At 71.8% G+C, this 15,563-nt stretch carries 12 protein-coding genes and 1 pseudogene; 4 read left to right on the forward strand and 9 right to left on the reverse strand.

Annotated features, from left to right (window positions below; translation table 11 throughout):
- Positions 1-19 precede the first annotated feature (19 nt).
- Positions 20-1,075: a VWA domain-containing protein gene (locus tag DMA15_RS19180; protein ID WP_346428916.1), complete on the reverse strand. Its 1,056-nt coding sequence runs from the start codon at positions 1,073-1,075 to the stop codon at positions 20-22.
- Positions 1,076-1,762: 687 nt separating this feature from the next.
- On the opposite strand from DMA15_RS19180, the gene DMA15_RS19190 reads away from it, so the two are divergent.
- Positions 1,763-3,877 carry a PhoX family phosphatase gene (locus DMA15_RS19190; RefSeq protein ID WP_125514028.1) on the forward strand — a complete coding sequence of 705 codons (2,115 nt, stop codon included), beginning with the start codon at positions 1,763-1,765 and terminating at the stop codon, positions 3,875-3,877.
- Between the two features lie 61 nt (positions 3,878-3,938).
- Here the strand turns inward: DMA15_RS19190 and DMA15_RS19195 are convergent, their stop codons facing one another.
- Together DMA15_RS19195 and DMA15_RS19200 are read right to left on the reverse strand one after the other, a co-directional pair.
- A complete protein-coding gene (locus DMA15_RS19195; protein WP_125514029.1) occupies positions 3,939-4,946 on the reverse strand; it encodes a hypothetical protein in 1,008 nt (335 codons plus the stop codon).
- A gap of 184 nt (positions 4,947-5,130) precedes the next feature.
- The gene (locus tag DMA15_RS19200; RefSeq protein WP_125514030.1) at positions 5,131-6,105 is read right to left on the reverse strand and encodes a LysR family transcriptional regulator; all 975 of its coding nucleotides are present in this window, start codon (positions 6,103-6,105) and stop codon (positions 5,131-5,133) included.
- Between the two features lie 221 nt (positions 6,106-6,326).
- Between DMA15_RS19200 and snpA the strand changes: the two genes are divergently transcribed.
- A complete protein-coding gene (gene snpA / locus DMA15_RS19205) occupies positions 6,327-7,001 on the forward strand; it encodes a snapalysin (protein WP_125514031.1) in 675 nt (224 codons plus the stop codon).
- A gap of 94 nt (positions 7,002-7,095) precedes the next feature.
- Here the strand turns inward: snpA and DMA15_RS19210 are convergent, their stop codons facing one another.
- From DMA15_RS19210 to DMA15_RS19220, 3 genes are all read right to left on the reverse strand, one after another.
- Positions 7,096-9,087, reverse strand: a complete 1,992-nt coding sequence (locus DMA15_RS19210; protein WP_125514032.1) for an FUSC family protein — start codon at positions 9,085-9,087, stop codon at positions 7,096-7,098.
- Between the two features lie 63 nt (positions 9,088-9,150).
- Complete coding sequence (locus DMA15_RS19215) at positions 9,151-10,164, reverse strand: endonuclease/exonuclease/phosphatase family protein (RefSeq protein WP_125514033.1); 1,014 nt, start codon at positions 10,162-10,164, stop codon at positions 9,151-9,153.
- Between the two features lie 262 nt (positions 10,165-10,426).
- Entirely contained in the window at positions 10,427-11,056 is a 630-nt protein-coding gene (locus DMA15_RS19220) for a class I SAM-dependent methyltransferase (RefSeq protein ID WP_125514034.1), read from the reverse strand.
- A gap of 36 nt (positions 11,057-11,092) precedes the next feature.
- On the opposite strand from DMA15_RS19220, the pseudogene DMA15_RS19225 reads away from it, so the two are divergent.
- A pseudogene (locus DMA15_RS19225) lies at positions 11,093-11,976 on the forward strand (IS5 family transposase); the annotation flags it as partial.
- 92 nt (positions 11,977-12,068) lie between these two features.
- Here DMA15_RS19225 and DMA15_RS36720 read toward each other — a convergent pair.
- From DMA15_RS36720 to DMA15_RS19240, 3 genes are all read right to left on the reverse strand, one after another.
- Positions 12,069-12,956, reverse strand: a complete 888-nt coding sequence (locus tag DMA15_RS36720; RefSeq protein ID WP_240659853.1) for a hypothetical protein — start codon at positions 12,954-12,956, stop codon at positions 12,069-12,071.
- A gap of 135 nt (positions 12,957-13,091) precedes the next feature.
- Positions 13,092-13,940 carry an ABC transporter permease gene (locus DMA15_RS19235; RefSeq protein ID WP_125514035.1) on the reverse strand — a complete coding sequence of 283 codons (849 nt, stop codon included), beginning with the start codon at positions 13,938-13,940 and terminating at the stop codon, positions 13,092-13,094.
- The gene (locus DMA15_RS19240) at positions 13,937-14,950 is read right to left on the reverse strand and encodes an ATP-binding cassette domain-containing protein (RefSeq protein ID WP_125514036.1); all 1,014 of its coding nucleotides are present in this window, start codon (positions 14,948-14,950) and stop codon (positions 13,937-13,939) included. Before DMA15_RS19240 ends, DMA15_RS19235 begins: the two co-directional genes overlap by 4 nt.
- A 165-nt stretch (positions 14,951-15,115) precedes the next feature.
- Here DMA15_RS19240 and DMA15_RS19245 point away from each other — a divergent pair, with 165 nt between their 5' ends.
- Entirely contained in the window at positions 15,116-15,523 is a 408-nt protein-coding gene (locus DMA15_RS19245) for an SH3 domain-containing protein (RefSeq protein ID WP_125514037.1), read from the forward strand.
- Positions 15,524-15,563 lie beyond the last annotated feature (40 nt).

Genomic DNA, 15,563 nt, shown 5'->3' on the forward strand with positions numbered 1-15,563 from the left:
TGCCTTGCTCGTCCTTCGGCTACGGGCGCCAGGACGCCAGCAGGCCCTCGTACAGCTCCTTGTCCGTGAGCTCGCGCGGGGCGGGGCCCGCGTGGAAGAAGCCCGCGTTCTCCGCCTTCAGCTTGCGGAGGTAGTCGAAGGCCTTCGCGTCGTGCTCGCCGAAGGCCACGAACTGGAAGAAGAGGGGGTGCGCGGCGGCCTCCTCCAGCGCCTGCGTCGCCGGGCCCTTCGTGTCCGGGGCGCCGTCCGTCTGGAAGACCACGAGGGCGGGTTCGCCGGCGTGGCCCGACTTCTCGTAGTGGGCCACGACCTCTTCGATCGCCCGGTGGTAGCTGGTGCGGCCCATGTGGCCCGCGGCGGCGTGCAGCTCGTCGACGCGGCCCTCGTGTTCGGGGAGGGTGAGGGTGCCGGTGGCGTCGATGTCCGTGGAGAAGAAGACGACGTGGACGGTGGCCTCGGGGTCCACGTGGGCGGCCAGGGCGAGTACCTGCTCGGCGAGGCTCTGGGCGGAGCCGTCCTTGTAGTACGGGCGCATGGAGCCGGAGCGGTCGAGGACCAGGTAGACCTGGGCTCGGGTTCCGGTGAGGTCGTTCTTCTTGAGGGCGGTGGCGGCGGCCTTGTAGGGGGTGGCCAGGGCGGGGGCCTTGGCGCGAAGCTTGGCCCCGGATACGGCGGCCTTCTTCCCGGCCCCTTCAGGCGCGGCTGCCTTCTCGGCCTCCCTCGCCGGGGCTTCCGGCTCCGCCGCAGGGACCTCGGGCTTCTCCGCGCTTTCCGGCTCCGCCGAGGGCGTGGTGCTTGCCGTGGCTTCAACGTCCCCGGCGCCTTCGGGCTGTGCCCACCCGTCCCGCCCAGCGGGACGATTGCCCACAGCGGAAGCGGCCTCGGCCTCGTCGGCCTCGTTGTCGGTCGGCTCGGTGGTGGTCGGGGGGTGCTCCTGTTGTGGGCAGGCGTCCCGCAGGGCGGGACGGGTGGGCACAACGTCGTCCGCTTCGGGGGAGGCGGAGGTCTCACCCGGGGTGTCCGCGACGGCGGGCTCAGCTGCCTCAGCCTTCGGCTCGACCTCGGGCTCGGCCACCGGTTCAGGCGCCGACTCGGCAGGCCGCTCAGCCTCAGCCTCAGCCGCAGGCTCCGGCTCACTTTCCCGGTCCCGCGCCGCAGGCACCGGTACCGAGACGTTGTCGAACGCCGCCGCCACCAGGTCATCGACCGCCGAAGACGAAGACGAAGACGAAGACGAAGGCGGAGGCGAAGGCTCCCGGCTCGGGGAAGGGAGCGAGGCCTTGGAGGGCGGGGTCGGCTCCGGTGAAGGGGAGGGGAGCGAGACCGCCTCCGGCGCCGAGGACTCCCCCTCCGCTTCAGGCGCAGCCGCACGCTCAGGCTCCCGCGCCTCAGGAACGCTCCCCTTGCGTGACCGTCCGAACGCGTTCCGCAGGCGATCCAGAATGCCCATGTGCGCAACCCTTCGCGTGAGTTGATTCCCGAAATCCCTGGCCAGGGCGGACACGTAAGGTTAGCCGCCGCCATGGGCGATCTTGGGCAGGGTCGCCACCCCTCACCCGCCCGAACCACCGCCGAGCCCCCCGTGGCACCTCCCATGGCACCCCCCGTGGCATCCGCCGCGCCGCCCGCCACACCCCCCGCACGCCAACTTCCTCCCATGCGCCACGGATTCACCCGCCGTTCACCCGCAGGCCGCCGCCTTGCCGGAACCCACACCTAGCCTCACGGCGGAATCAAGCCACGCCACGACGACGGAGGATCCGTGCCCAAGCTGCTGCCGATCATCACCTCGCATCAGGGGAGCGGCGGCCGTTCCGCCCTGACCTGCCGCTTCCGCTGCGGTGACGCCTGCTTCAACGAGGTGCCCAACACCAGCGACAACGAGTACGTCGGCGATGTCATCGCCGGTGCCCTCAGCCGCCGTTCGATGATGCGCGCCGCCGCCGTCGTGACGGTCGCCACCGCCGCGGGCAGCGCGGTCATAGCGGGCCCCGGCGCGAGCGAGGCAGCCGCGGCCACGCCCGGCCACCGCCCCCAGGCCGGGCACACGGGTGGGAAGAGCAAGGGAGCGCGCGGACTGAGGTTCGCGCCCGTCGCCCCGAACACCACCGACGCCGTCACCATCCCCACCGGCTACGAGCAGAACGTCGTGATCCGCTGGGGCGCACCGATCCTGCGCGGCGCCCCCGCCTTCGACCCGGACAAGCAGACCGCCAAGGCACAGGCCGGCCAGTTCGGTTACAACAACGACTTCCTCTCCCTGCTCCCCCTCCGCGGCGAGCACGGCGAGCACGGCCGGCAGCTCCTCGTGGCCAACCACGAGTACACGGACGAAGTCCTGATGTTCAAGGGGTACGACCCCCAGAACCCGACCCGCGAGCAGGTCGAGATCGCCTGGGCGGCCCACGGCCTCTCCGTCGTCGTGGTCGAGGGCGAGCGCAAGAGCGGCGCCCTGCGCGCCGTCAGCCGCCACCACCTCAACCGCCGCCTCACCGCCACCAGCCGCTTCCGCCTCACGGGACCTGTCGCCGGCAGCCCCCTCGTACGTACGAAGGCCGATCCGCGCGGCACCACCGTGCTCGGCACGCTCAACAACTGCGCGGGCGGCACCACGCCTTGGGGCACGACGCTGCACGGCGAGGAGAACTTCAACCAGTACTTCGCCAACGCCGCGAAGGTGACCGACCCGACGGCCGCCGCCCGCCTGAAGCGGTACGGCGTCTCCGGTGAGGCCTCCGAGCGGAAGTGGGAGCGGTTCGACGACCGTTTCGACCTCGCCAAGGAGCCGAACGAGGCCAATCGTTTCGGCTGGGTCGTCGAGCTGGACCCGTACGACCCGGACTCGACCCCGCGCAAGCGCACCGCGCTCGGCCGCTTCAAGCACGAGGCCGCGCAGCCGCGCCTCACCCACGACGGCCGGCCCGTGGTCTACATGGGTGACGACGAGAAGTTCGACTACTTCTACAAGTTCGTCAGCAGCAAGCGCGTCGCCAAGGGCAAGTCCCGCGCCGCGCACGAGCACAACCTCACCCTCCTCGACGAGGGCACCCTCTACGTCGCCAAGCTCACCGGTGACTCCCCCGCGAGCGAGATCGACGGCAAGGGGACGCTCCCGGAGGACGGCGAGTTCGACGGCAGCGGCACCTGGATCCCGCTCGCCACCGCCGGTCCCGGCGGGAAGGCCGTCAGCCACGTCGAGGGCATGACCGCCGCGGAGGTGTACGTCTTCACGCGCCTCGCGGGCGACAAGGTCGGCGCCACCAAGATGGACCGCCCCGAGGACATCGAGCCCTCCCCGCACACCGGCAAGGTGTACGTGGCGCTCACCAACAACTCCGACCGCGGCAAGGCGGGCAAGGCCGGCGCGGACGAGGCCAACCCGCGCAACCTCAACAAGCACGGGCAGATCCTGGAGCTGACCGAGCGCCGCAACCGCGCGGAGGCGACGACGTTCGCCTGGTCGCTCTTCCTCGTCGCCGGTGACCCGAACGACCCCTCGACGTACTTCGCGGGGTTCCCCAAGGACCGGGTCTCCCCGATCTCCTGCCCCGACAACGTGACCTTCGACCCGCACGGCAACCTGTGGATCTCCACCGACGGCAACCAGCTCGGCTCCCACGACGGCCTGTTCGGTGTCGCCACGCGCGGCGAACGGCGCGGTGAGCTGAAGCAGTTCCTGACCATGCCGAAGGGCGCGGAGACCTGCGGGCCGCTCGTCCAGGACCGGCGCGTGGTCGTCGCCGTGCAGCACCCGGGCGAGGTCGACGGCGCCTCCGCCGAGAAGCCCGCGAGCGCCTGGCCCGACGGCCCCGGCAAGATCGTCCGCCCGTCGGTCGTCTCGGTGTGGCGCGCGGACGGCCGCGACATCGGCGTCTGAGTACGAAAAGGGGGCACCCGGCAGGCGCCGGGTGCCCCCTCCTCGTACCGCGGGAGACCGCTCAGCCGTTCTGCTTGCGGCGGTAGAGCGCGAAGCCGAGGCCGCCCGCGCCCAGGGCGGCCATGCCGCTGCCCGCGGCGATCAGCGGGGCGTCCTCGGAGGAGCCCGCGGTGACGCCCTCGGCGCCCGCCTTGACGCCGCCCTTCGGGACGACCTGGTGGGAGCCGTTCCTGGGCTGCGGCTTCACCGGCTGCGGCTTCCCGTGCGGCTGCGGCTTCGTGCCGTTGTGGTGGTGGTTCTTGCCCTCGACCCAGGACTTGATCGTGCCGTCGGGGTTGAGGACGACGTGCAGGCCGTTGTTCTGGCCGTAGGCGGCCTTGCCGTTGGCGTCGAGGGTGTCGAGCCTGCTGCCGTGGGCGAAGATGTCGGCCTGGTAGTGGTGCGGGCCGAGCTTGTAGATCTTGGCGAGGGAGCCGTCGGCCAGCTTGACGGTCGCCTTGTGGACGCGCTTGTCGTTCACCGGCTTAGGCGGGACCGGCTTGCCCTTCATGCTGATGGTGCCGTCGGGCGTCAGGGTGAAGGTGTTGCCGTCGACGGTGGTGCGCGCGGCCTTCTCGTACGCGGTGAGCGAGCCCTTGACCGCGCCGTTCAGGGTGAGCGTGGCCTTGGCGGTGCGGGCGGACGCGTTGACCTGGACCTTCGCGGACCAGCCGTTGCCGAGGGCCGTGGTGCCCTTCGACTCCCAGCTGCCGGGCTTGGGCGTGGTCCCGGTGTCCTTGTCCGCGTCGTCCTTCTTCTCCCCGTCCTTCTCGTCCTTCTTCTCTTCGTTCTTCTTGTTGTCGTCCGGCTTGGTGCCGTCGTCCGTCTTGGTGTTCTCGTCCGTCTTCGTGTCGTCCGGCTTCGTCTGGTCCTTGGTTCCGTGGTCCTGACGCTGGTCATCCGTGGTGACCTGGCCCTGCGAGGGTGACGGGGCGTCCGATGCGAAGGCGGCCGTGGCCGGGACGGCGAGAGCGGCGATGGCTCCGGTGGCGATGGCGGCGGTACGGAAGGTACGGCGGGTGGCGCGCATGGGTGGCCCCTCGTTACTGGTCGTTCGAGCTGTCCGTCTTTGTGCCCCTTTGCGGCGGCGACAGCCATGAAGCTACGGGCGCCATGTGTGCGTCATCCGTAGGGAATGTAACAAGTGGCCTCATGCCGTGACGCAGTACCGTAAAGCGGTCGAAAGCGCAGGTCAGAGGGGGTGCGGCCGAAGGTCACCGGGTGGCGGGGACCAAGGTCCCGCCGGAGGCGCCCCGCGGGTCGCCGGCCCGCAGCAGCCACTCCGTGTAGGCGGAGGACTGCCGCGCCGCCTCCCAGTAGGCGGCCTCCAGCTCGCCGTAGACCGCGTTCAGCTCGTCCTCCGTACGGGCCGCCACCAGGAGCCGTACGCCGAGCGGGTCGCCGAAGAGGGGGCGTACGGCCATGTCGGCGCGGCCCCGTGACGTCGGCTGGCAGAGCGTGACGACCTCGCCGGTCGCGACGAGGGACGCCCCGGTGAGGTAATCGCCGTGCAGGACAGGGGGGTTGAGCCCGGCGGCGGTCAGGATGCGGCGCAGGCCGTCCCACTCGCCGTCCACGGTCGGGTCGACCATCCAGCGGTCGTCCGCGAGGTCGCCGAGCCGTACGACGGGACGCGCCACCGCCGGATGGTCCGCGGCGAGGCAGACGAACTGCGGTTCGCGGTCGAGCAGGACCCGTCTTCGCAGCGACTCCGGCAGCCGCAGCGGGCTGCCCTCGACCTCGTGCACGAACACGACGTCGAGCTGTGCCGCGGCCACCATGCGCAGCAGCGCGTTGGCGGACACGTCCATCTGGAGCGAGATCTCGGTGCCGGGCAGGCGCACCCGCAGTCTGCGCAGCCAGCCCGGTATGGCGCGGCTCGCCGTGGAGCCGATGCGCAGCCGCGGGCCGTCGCTCGCGCGGGCGGCGGCCGCCTTGGTCTCGGCCACCAGGGCCCGCATCTCGGTGACCAGCGGGCGGGCCCGGCTGAGGACGACCCGGCCGAGCGGCGTGGGGCGGCAGCCGGTGCGCTCGCGGTCGAAGAGGCGGCCGCCGAGCGCGTTCTCGATGCGCCGCAGCTGGGTCGTCAACGACGGCTGGCTCATGCCGAGTTGACGCGCCGCCTTGTGCAGGCTGCCGGTGTCGGCGATGGCGCACAACGCGCGGAGGTGCCTGACCTCGAGCTCCATGGTCGATGAGCGTAGAGGCGGTACGGCCGTCGCACCAGACGCCCAAGCCCCATGAGAACCAGCCGTTCTGGGCAGACCGGGCGCCCAGGTGATAGCTCCGCGCTATCGCGAGTTGCCATCATCCCCACGCGTCCCGTGCTCCCCGAGACTCACAGCCACCGAAAAGTTCACCTTTCATCGACCCCCCACGGTCGGTTGGACGAGTAGGGAGCCCCCCACACATGAGCAAGCGATACCTGTCCGTCGCGGCGGTCCTCGGTCTCACCGTCGCCGGACTCGGCGTGACCTCCACGGCCGCCTCCGCCGCACCGCTGGCGCCCACGCCGTCTGCCCCGGCCGCGTCCGGCTCGTATGCCTCGTACGCCGCGTACGAGGGTTCGGCGCGGGAGGCCAAGGCCAACAAGGCGTTCTTCGAGGCCGTCGTGAAGGCCGTCGCCGAGAAGCGCGCGGCCAACCCCGGTGCCAAGTCGGTGACGGTCGTCTACGACGCGTCCGGAGCCCCCACCTTCGCCCGCCAGATAGCCGGTTCCACGTCCATATGGAACGCCGCGGTCTCCAACGTGAAGCTCCAGCAGGGCACTTCCGGCGCGAGCTTCTCCTACCGCGAGGGCAACGACCCGCGCGGCTCGTACGCGAGCACCGACGGGCACGGCAAGGGGTACATCTTCCTGGACTACGCCCAGAACAAGGAGTACGACTCGACTCGCGTCACCACGCACGAGACGGGGCACGTGCTGGGGCTGCCGGACACGTACGACGGGCCGTGCAGCCAGCTGATGTCCGGGGGCGGGCCTGGGCCCTCCTGCACCAACGCGCAGCCGGATGCGGCCGAGCGGGCCAAGGTCGAGCAGCTTTGGGCCAATGGGCTGGCGAAGGCGTTGCACAAGGTGAGGTAGCTGTAGCTGGGTGTGGTGGGCGGGGAGCTGCGGGTCCTATGTGGCTGGGCGCGCAGTTCCCCGCGCCCCTGACGGGGCGCCAGCCCCCGGGGCCTTACGGCTGGGGGGTCGCGATGGCTCTCGCTGCGCCCACCTCCTGGCGCAGGGGTTCCAGGACGCTCTCCTTCGGGCCCACCGTGAATTCCGAGCGCACCTCTTCGAGGGTCGCGGACGTGCGCAGGCCCGCCGCCAACTCCCTCAGCTCGCGGGCCACTTCGGCCACCTCCTCCGGCGCGGGGGGCTCGGCGCCGTGCCGGATCCGGACGCGCGCCGCGGTCGTCGCGTCCAGAATGCGTTCGACCGCGACGACCAGCGGCCACCACGCCGTGGCGCGCGTACCGGTCGGCGGCGGCTCGGTCAGGGCCCGCTGGAACTCGGAGCGGATCACCGACAGATCGCGGTAGAGGCGGCGGCGCAGGCGCGCCCGGGCGGCCGGTCCCGCGGTGGCGCCGAACGCGCACTCCACGTACCCGGCGGTGTCCGCGACCGCGTCCGCGAGCCGGTCGCCGATCCGCGTCCCCCAGCTCTCGGGCCAGAGCAGATACCCCGCGACGAGCGCGATGGCGCAGCCGATGAGGCTGTCGACGAGGCGCGGCACGACCAGGCCGAGCCCCTGGTGGTTGAGGATGTCGGAGAGCAGCAGGATGACCGGGGTGATCGCCGCGGTCTGATAGCCGTAGCCGCGCGTGGTCAGCGCGGGGATGAGCGGGGCGAGCAGCATCATCACCGGCACGTCCCACCAGCCGTGCGGCACCTCCGCGAGGACGGCCGCCGCGACGACCAGGCCCGCGGCGGTGCCGAGCGCGCGCAGGACGGCGCGGGAGAAGACCGAGCCGAAGTCGGGCTTGAGCACGAAGGTGACGGTGAGGGCGACCCAGTACGACCTCGGCACGTCGATCAGCGAGACCAGGGCCTGTGCGATGCCGATGCAGAGCGCGAGCCGCAGGCCGTAGCGCCAGGACGTCCCGGAGAGCACGACGTTGCGGGCGGCGCGCCGGGCCCGGACCCGCAGCGCGGCGGGCCGGCCGAGGCGGTCCTCGGTCTCGATGACGCCGAGCGGGTCGGCGTCGTTCAGGGTCTCCGTCGCGTGCCGCACGGCGTGGTCGAGGGCGCGTGCCGCGTGGTCGCCGGGCTCGTCCCCGGGCGCCGGGACGCTCGCGGCGCCCTGCCCGCCCCGCTCCACGGCCTGGGCCAGGGCCCGCACCGCCGCAGGGACCTCGGAGGGGAGGCGTACGCGGGCGTGGCGGGCACTGAGGTGGGTGGCGGGGGCCGCTTCGATGATGGGGGTGAGGGCGTTCAGCTGGGCGACGAGCCGGACCAGGTCCGGGTTGCGGCCGTGGTCGCGGGCGCGGCGGGCGAGGACGAGGTCGTAGCTCTGGTTGAGCGAGGTGGTCACGGCGGCGCGGGCGTCGTCGTACGCGTCCGTGCCCGCGGCGTCCAGGAGCGCGGCCACCGCGCGGTAGGAGGCGGCGACGGCGGTGCGCTCGGGGATGCCGGACCGCAGCGGCCAGGCGAGCAGGCCGAGCGCGAGCACGAGGAGGCCGCCGCCGGTCATCAGGGCGGGGGCGAGCCACCACTGGCCGGGCATCGGAAGCCCGGCGCCGACCACGCAGTTGAGGAGCAGGAGCAGCCCGCCGACGGATGCCACGGCGCCGATCGTCGACATCATCCCGGAGACGAGCGCCACGAAGGTGACCGCGCCGACCGTCACCCAGCCGTGCCCGAAGGCGAGCGAGCCGAGGGTGACGCCGATGGCGCCGAAGAGCTGCGGGACGGCGATGTTGAGGACGCGCATGCGGTAGGCGTCGGCGGTGTCGCCGATGACGCCGGAGAGCGCGCCCATCGAGGCGAGCGCGCCATACGTGGGCTGCCCCGCGAGGATGCCGACGGCGAGCGGCAGCGCCATGGCGAGGGAGGCGCGGGCGACGGCCGCCCAGGGGATGGGCGCGGACTGCGGCTTGAGGGACCTGACCAGCCAGTCGGGTGGGGTCAGTGGGTGCCGGGGGCCGCGTGGGACCGGAGGGGCGGTGGGGGTCTCACGAGGCATGTGCCCATTATCGCCGCTTTGCGTGGGGGGCCTGGGCTGCCCGGGGTCCCCGGGGCGGCGGGATCAACGCTCCGGGCGGTGGAGGGTGAGGGTGACGACGAGGGTGCGGTGGTCGGTGTCGCCGATCTCCAGGAAACGGGCGTCGCGGGCCGAGAAGTCCGGCGTCGCGAGGACGTGGTCGATCTGCGCGCCGAGCGGTGAGGGCACGGCGGTGGGCCAGCTGGGGGAGCGGGAGGAGCCGTCGAGCCGGGCGGCGTCGCGCAGGCGGCCGGCGTCGAGGATGGCGCGGAAGGCGGCGTGGTCCTGGGTGGCGTTGAAGTCACCGGCGATGATGGTGGACCGTCCCTCGCCGGCGGCGGCGTACTCCTTGAGCTTGCCCAGCTCCTCGCGCCACAGGCCGACCTGGCGGGGCATCGGGGGCATGGGGTGGGCGAGCTGGACACGCACGGGGTGCCCCTTCACGTCGGCCACGGCGGCGGGCATGCCGAGGGTGGCGGCTATGCGGGGGGCGCGCTTGAGGGGCACCTTGGCGAGGATGACGGAACCCTCCGGGCCGTAGGCGGCGACGGCCTCGCGGTAGGGGTAGTCGGCGCGGGGGAGTTCCTTGCGGAGGGTCGCGGCGCAGGCGTGGTCGCACTCCTCGACGAAGAGCAGGTCGGGCCGCTCCTCGCGGACGGCGCGGACCAACCCCGCTGTGCCCCGGCCGAATTCGACGTTGGACGTCATGACGCGCAGCTCGGCGACGGCCTCGCCGCTCGGGTCGTTCGTGTCGCCGTACGGCTCCATGTACCAGGCGAGGAGACCGAGGGTGGCGACGCCCCAGACCATGCCGGTGCGCCAACGGGCGAGGGCGGCGAGGAGGAGCCCCGCGACGGCGGGCACGAGGAGCCAGGGCAGGAAGGCGAGGATTTGGGGTACGGGGGTGGGCCCGTCGGAGTCGGCGACGCGGAAGCCGATGACGGCACAGGTGCCGAGCAGAAGCACCCCCGCACTCCAGGCGGCCCCTCGCCGCGGCCGCCGCGCGCCCCTTGCTCCCTGCGCCCCCGCCTCGGTCTCGGCGTCATGGTCGGCGGTCACACTGTCCAAGGCACCGGCCTCTCACTAGTCGGGTGCTCCTGGGATCCTCCCTCATGCCACGTCTACGGATCGTTAGCGCACTCGGCATGCGGCGGGGATGGCGCCCCGTCAGGGGCGCGGGGAACGGCGCGAGCAACCACGACGCACCTGCGGTGGGCTTGCGGCGGTGGCGCCCCGCCAGTACTCGCGTGTAAACCCACTGATGCTGCGGGTTCGTCGTGGCTTGGCGCGCAGTTCCCCGCGCCCCTAGCGCCGGGCCGGATCACGAACGGCGGGCCAGCAGGTGGGCGTCGAGGAAGCCCCGTTCGGAGCCCGGATCGTGGAGCAGCCGGGCGAAGGGAACGAGCCCGGCATCGGCCAGCAGTTCGGCGAGGCGGTCCGCCGGCCAGCTGTAGGCAGGCGCCACCTTGTGGTCGAACCAGACCGGCTCCGGTCCGTCGGTCCCGAAGAAGGACACCAGGAGCAGACCACCCGGAGCCAGAACGCGTACCTGCTCGGCGAGCAGCCCCGGCAGTTCCTCCGGAGCGGTGTGGATCATCGAGTAGTGGGCCAGTACACCGCCGAGCACACCGTCCTCGATCGGCAGAGTCTCCATCCGCGCCTCCTGGAAGTGCAGCGCCGGATGGGCCCGTCGGGCGTGGTCGACCATGCCGGGGGAGAGATCGAGCCCGAAGGCGTCCAGGCCCAGCTCGTGCAGCATGGCCGTCAGATGCCCGGGCCCGCACCCGACGTCAGCTGCCCTCGGGTTACCCGTCGCGCGCACCAGTTCGGCGAAAGTGCTGATCATGGCCCGGGCGAACGGTTGTGTCTCCAGCCGGTCTGCGAACAGCGATGCGTACAGCTCGACGACTCCGTCGTAGGCCGCCCTGGTTTCGTCCTGATGATTCGCCACATGCAGGACCCTATAGCCGGTCTGATCATTGATCTTGTGGCAGGTCGAGGTGAGCTGACGGATGCGGCGGGAGCGAATAGAGCCCCTGTTGCCGCGGGTGGATGGGCGTGGTCGTCCGTGGCGTGATCACCGGCAGGTGGTCAACGGGGCGCTGTGGCGGCTGCGGACCGGGGCTCCGTGGCGCGATCCGCCCGAGCGGTGCGGACCCTGGCAGACCGTCTACGAGCGGTTCGCCCGTTGGGAAGCGGACGGGACCTGGGCGAAGCTGCTGGAACACGTCCAGGTCCGCGACGACGCGGTGGGCCGGGTGGAGTGGACCGTCTCCGTCGACTCCACGATCAACCGAGCGCACCAGTACTCGGCCGGCGCCCGCAAAAAAGGGGGCCGCAGACGGGGACGAACTGGAAGATCCGGGCCGCTCGCAGGAGCGCCAGGCCCTCGGCCGGTCCCGGGGCGGGCTGACCACCAAGGTCCACCTCGCCGTCGACGGCCGTGGCCTCCCTCTGCCCATCGTGCTCACACCCGGCAACGTCAACGACGCCACCGCCTTCGGCCAGGTCCTCGACAGCATCCGCATTCCGCGCACTGTTACGGGCCGACCTCGCACGACACCGGCGCGGGTGCTGGGCGACAAAGCGTATTCCAGCCGGGCGATACGCCACCTGCTGCGGCGCCGGGGCATCGTTGCCACGATCCCCGAGCGCCGCGACCAGATGGCCAACCGCCGGCGACGCGGAACTCACGGCGGTCGCCCACCCGCCTTCGACAAAGGCATCTACCGCAACCGCAACGTGGTCGAACGGTGCTTCGCCCGTCTCAAGCAGTCCCGTGCGATCGCGATGAGGTTCGACAAACTCGCCGATCGCTATCGGGCTGGAATCGTTGTGGCAGCTCTGGTCCTGTGGCTCCGCGAGCCCGCCGGGTGATCATTTGTCAGACAGGCCCTGGGGAGCGTCTCGTGCCGCCTCCCGAGAGGTGCGGCAGACATACGACGGAGGCACCCCGCCAACCCCTAGGCCCGCCCCGACCGACGCACCCGCGGAACCCCCCACACCCCCAGAGCCACGACCACCCCCACCCCCATCACCGCCCAAGCCGCAACCCGCAAGGACGCCGTCAACGCGTCGTACACCGCCCCCACCGCACCCCGCGAGACATCCGCCGGAAGGTCGTCCAGCGTGAGCCCCCGCGTCACCGCCACGGCCACCGCAAGGACCGCCCCCGCCAGCACGGCGCCCAGCGCCACCGCGATGCCCGCCCGCCGGCGGCGTACCGCGAGCAGGACGCCGGCCACGGCGAGCACGACCGCCGCCACGGGAAGCCACAGGCCCGCCGCCTGGAGCAGGCGGAAGACCTCCCGCAGCCACCCGGGATCCGCCGACCGCATGACCGTGACCTCCGTATGCTTCACCGGGATCTTGGAGGCGAACGGCACCCCGTCGTCGGACAGTTGCTGCTTGATCCGCTGGGTGATCGGCGCGAGGTCGACGGTGACCTCCCCGTCGGAGGAGTCGCGCAAGGCCCGCTGCACGGCGTCGTGGGCGGCACGGTTCGCCGCGTTCCAGGCGGTCTTGTAGGCGGCCGTCTCGCTGAAGGACCCCACCGCGTCCCGTACGAAGGCCCTGACCGTGCCCTGGAGCGGCCCCACGTCGATCTCGTCCATGACCGCGTCGGTGACCGCGTCCGCGACGGCCGACCGCACCGCGGGGTCGGAGGCCAGCGGCGCCATCGTGGCGACGTAGTTGTCCGCGTCCCCGATCTCGTACCGCGACCAGGTGGAGACCGCGCCCAGGGGCACGAGGAGGCAGGCGAGGACGAGGAGGACGGCGGAGAGAGGACCACGGACGCGGGACAGGGGGCTGCGGGCGCTGGACAGGGGGCTGCGGACGCTGCGGGGCACGCATCCCAGGCAAGGCCCCGCTCACAGGGGACGCGAGCGGGGCGACTGCATATGGGGCAACGACATCAGCCGACAGGGCAGAAGCGCCGAAGGACGAGGGAGCGACCCGCGGAGCCGACCGAGAGCGCAACCGGACTATTTCCGGTTGTACAACCGCATCGTCACCGGCCCGAACACCCCCACCAGCAACACCACCCACCCCAGCGTCCACGCCAGTTCCGTCGTCGGCGACGTGCCGTCCATCAGCGCGCGTACCGCCGACGACACATGGGTGATGGGGTTGTTGTTGACGAAGGCCTGGAGCCAGCCCGGCATCGTCTCCGGCTTCACGAAGATGTCGCTGAGGAACGTCAGCGGGAAGATCACCATCATGCTGACGCCCATCACCGACTTCTCCGTGCGCAGCAGCAGCCCGAACATCGTCCAGATCCACGAGAACGCGAAGGAGAAGACGAGCAGCACCGCGATCCCGGCGACCACGCCGAGGAAGCCGCCGTCGGGGCGGAAGCCCATGATGAGGCCGACGGTCAGGATCACCACGGACGCGATGGCGTAGCGCAGGGCGTCGCCGAGGAGGTAGCCCACCATCGTCGAGGGGCGCCAGATCGGCAGCGTACGGAAGCGGTCGAAGACGCCCTTCTCGATGTCGGTGTTGACCGAGACGCCCGTATACATCGTGATCATGACGACGGACATCACCAGGATGCCCGGCAGCAGGTACTGGATGTACTCCTGCGGCGACCCGGCCAGCGCGCCCCCGAACAGGTACGTGTACATCAGCACCATCATGATCGGGAAGGCCGTGACGTCGAACAGCTGCTCCGGCACATGCTTGATCTTCAGCATCGCGCGCCAGCCGAAGGTGAGGCAGGCGGAGAGCGCGCTGGGCCGCGGCGGCCGCTCGGTGGAGATGAGGAGTTCGGCGAGGGACTCGGTCCTGACGGGCGCCAGGTCCTGGGTCTCGGTGGGGGCGGTGGCGCTCATGCCGTGGCCTCTTTCTGCGCGTCGGTCGCGGGGGCGGAGTGACCGGCGTCCGTGCCGGTCAGGGCGAGGAAGACCTCGTCGAGGCTGGGCTGGCCCAGCGCGAAGTTGTCGACGGTGATGCCGGCGTGGGCCAGCTCGGCCAGCGCCCGCGAGGCCTGCTCGGCGGCGCCGCGGCCGGTGCGGGCGCCGTCGTCCGTGCCGACGCGGGCCGTCAGCGCGACCGGGTCGGGCTCCAGCTGGATCTGCGCGTCGAGCACCGCGCCGAGCAGCCGCGCCGCGTCCTCGCGCTGCGCGGCCTCCCGCAGCCGCACATGCACCGAGCCCGCGCCGACCGACGCCTTCAGCTCGCCCTTGGTGCCCTCGGCGATGACCTTGCCCTTGTCGATGACCGCGATACGGGACGCCAACTGGTCGGCCTCGTCGAGGTACTGGGTGGTGAGGAGCACCGTCGTGCCGTGGGCGACGACCGCGCGCACGATGTCCCAGACCTGGTTCCGGCTGCGCGGGTCGAGGCCGGTCGTCGGCTCGTCGAGGAAGAGCAGGTCCGGGGTGTTCAGGATGGACGCGGCGATGTCGATCCGCCGTCGCATGCCGCCCGAGTAGTTCTTCACCTGGCGCCCGGCCGCCTCGGTCAGGCCGAACGCCTCCAGGAGCTGCCCGGCGCGGGCGCGCGCCGCCTTCTTGGCGTGGCCGGTGAGGCGGCCGAGCAGGATCAGGTTCTCCAGGCCGGTCAGGTCCTCGTCGACCGACGCGTACTGCCCGGTGAGGCTGACCCTGCCGCGTACGGCGTCGGCCTCGCGCACCACGTCGTGGCCGAAGACGTGCGCCTCGCCGCCGTCGGGGCGCAGGAGCGTGGCGAGCATCTTGACCGCCGTGGTCTTGCCCGCGCCGTTCGGCCCGAGTACGCCGTAGACCGTCCCGGCCCGGACGGTGAGGTCGATGCCGTCGACCGCGCGGTTCTCGCCGAAGGTCTTGACCAGACCCGCGGTCTCGATGGCCATGCTGCTCATGTCCGTCCGCCTTCTCGCAAGGAGTGTCGTCGGCAGTACAGACCCCGGCCGCGGCCGAAACTCATCGGTCCTCGTCGGTCCCTATCAGTCCCGGCGCCTCCAGGCCTCCAGTGGAGCGCTCGGCCGAACGGGTGTTTCCTGGATGAGGGAACGAGGAGGCCGATCATGCGAATCGCTCTGACCCTCGGGGCGGCCTGCGCGACAGCCGTACTGACCGTGGGAACCGCCGCCACGGCCACCGCGTCCAGCCCCGCGAACAACGACGGCGGTGTCGTCTGGGGGACCGTCGTCTCCGGCCCCGACCTGAAGGTCAGGGACCAGCCGACGACCCGCGGTGAGATCGTCGCGAAGCTTCCGCACGGCAGTCAGGACCGCGTCGAGTGCGTCACCCACGGCACCTCCGTGCACGGCGACCCGCACTGGTACTGGCTGACCGGCGTCCGCGGCTGGGTGAGCGCCGTCCACGTCGACACCGGCGGCCGCTCCGTGCCGAGCTGCACCTCCGCCGATCCGTGCCCGCAGTGGCGGGACCGGGACTGCCACCACGACCCGTGCGCGTACCGCGACCACTGACGAACACGCCCCCCGCCGACGAACCCCCATGATCACCGGG

The organism is Streptomyces sp. WAC 01529, assembly GCF_003945545.1.
Classification (GTDB): Bacteria; Actinomycetota; Actinomycetes; order Streptomycetales; family Streptomycetaceae; genus Streptomyces; species Streptomyces anatolicus.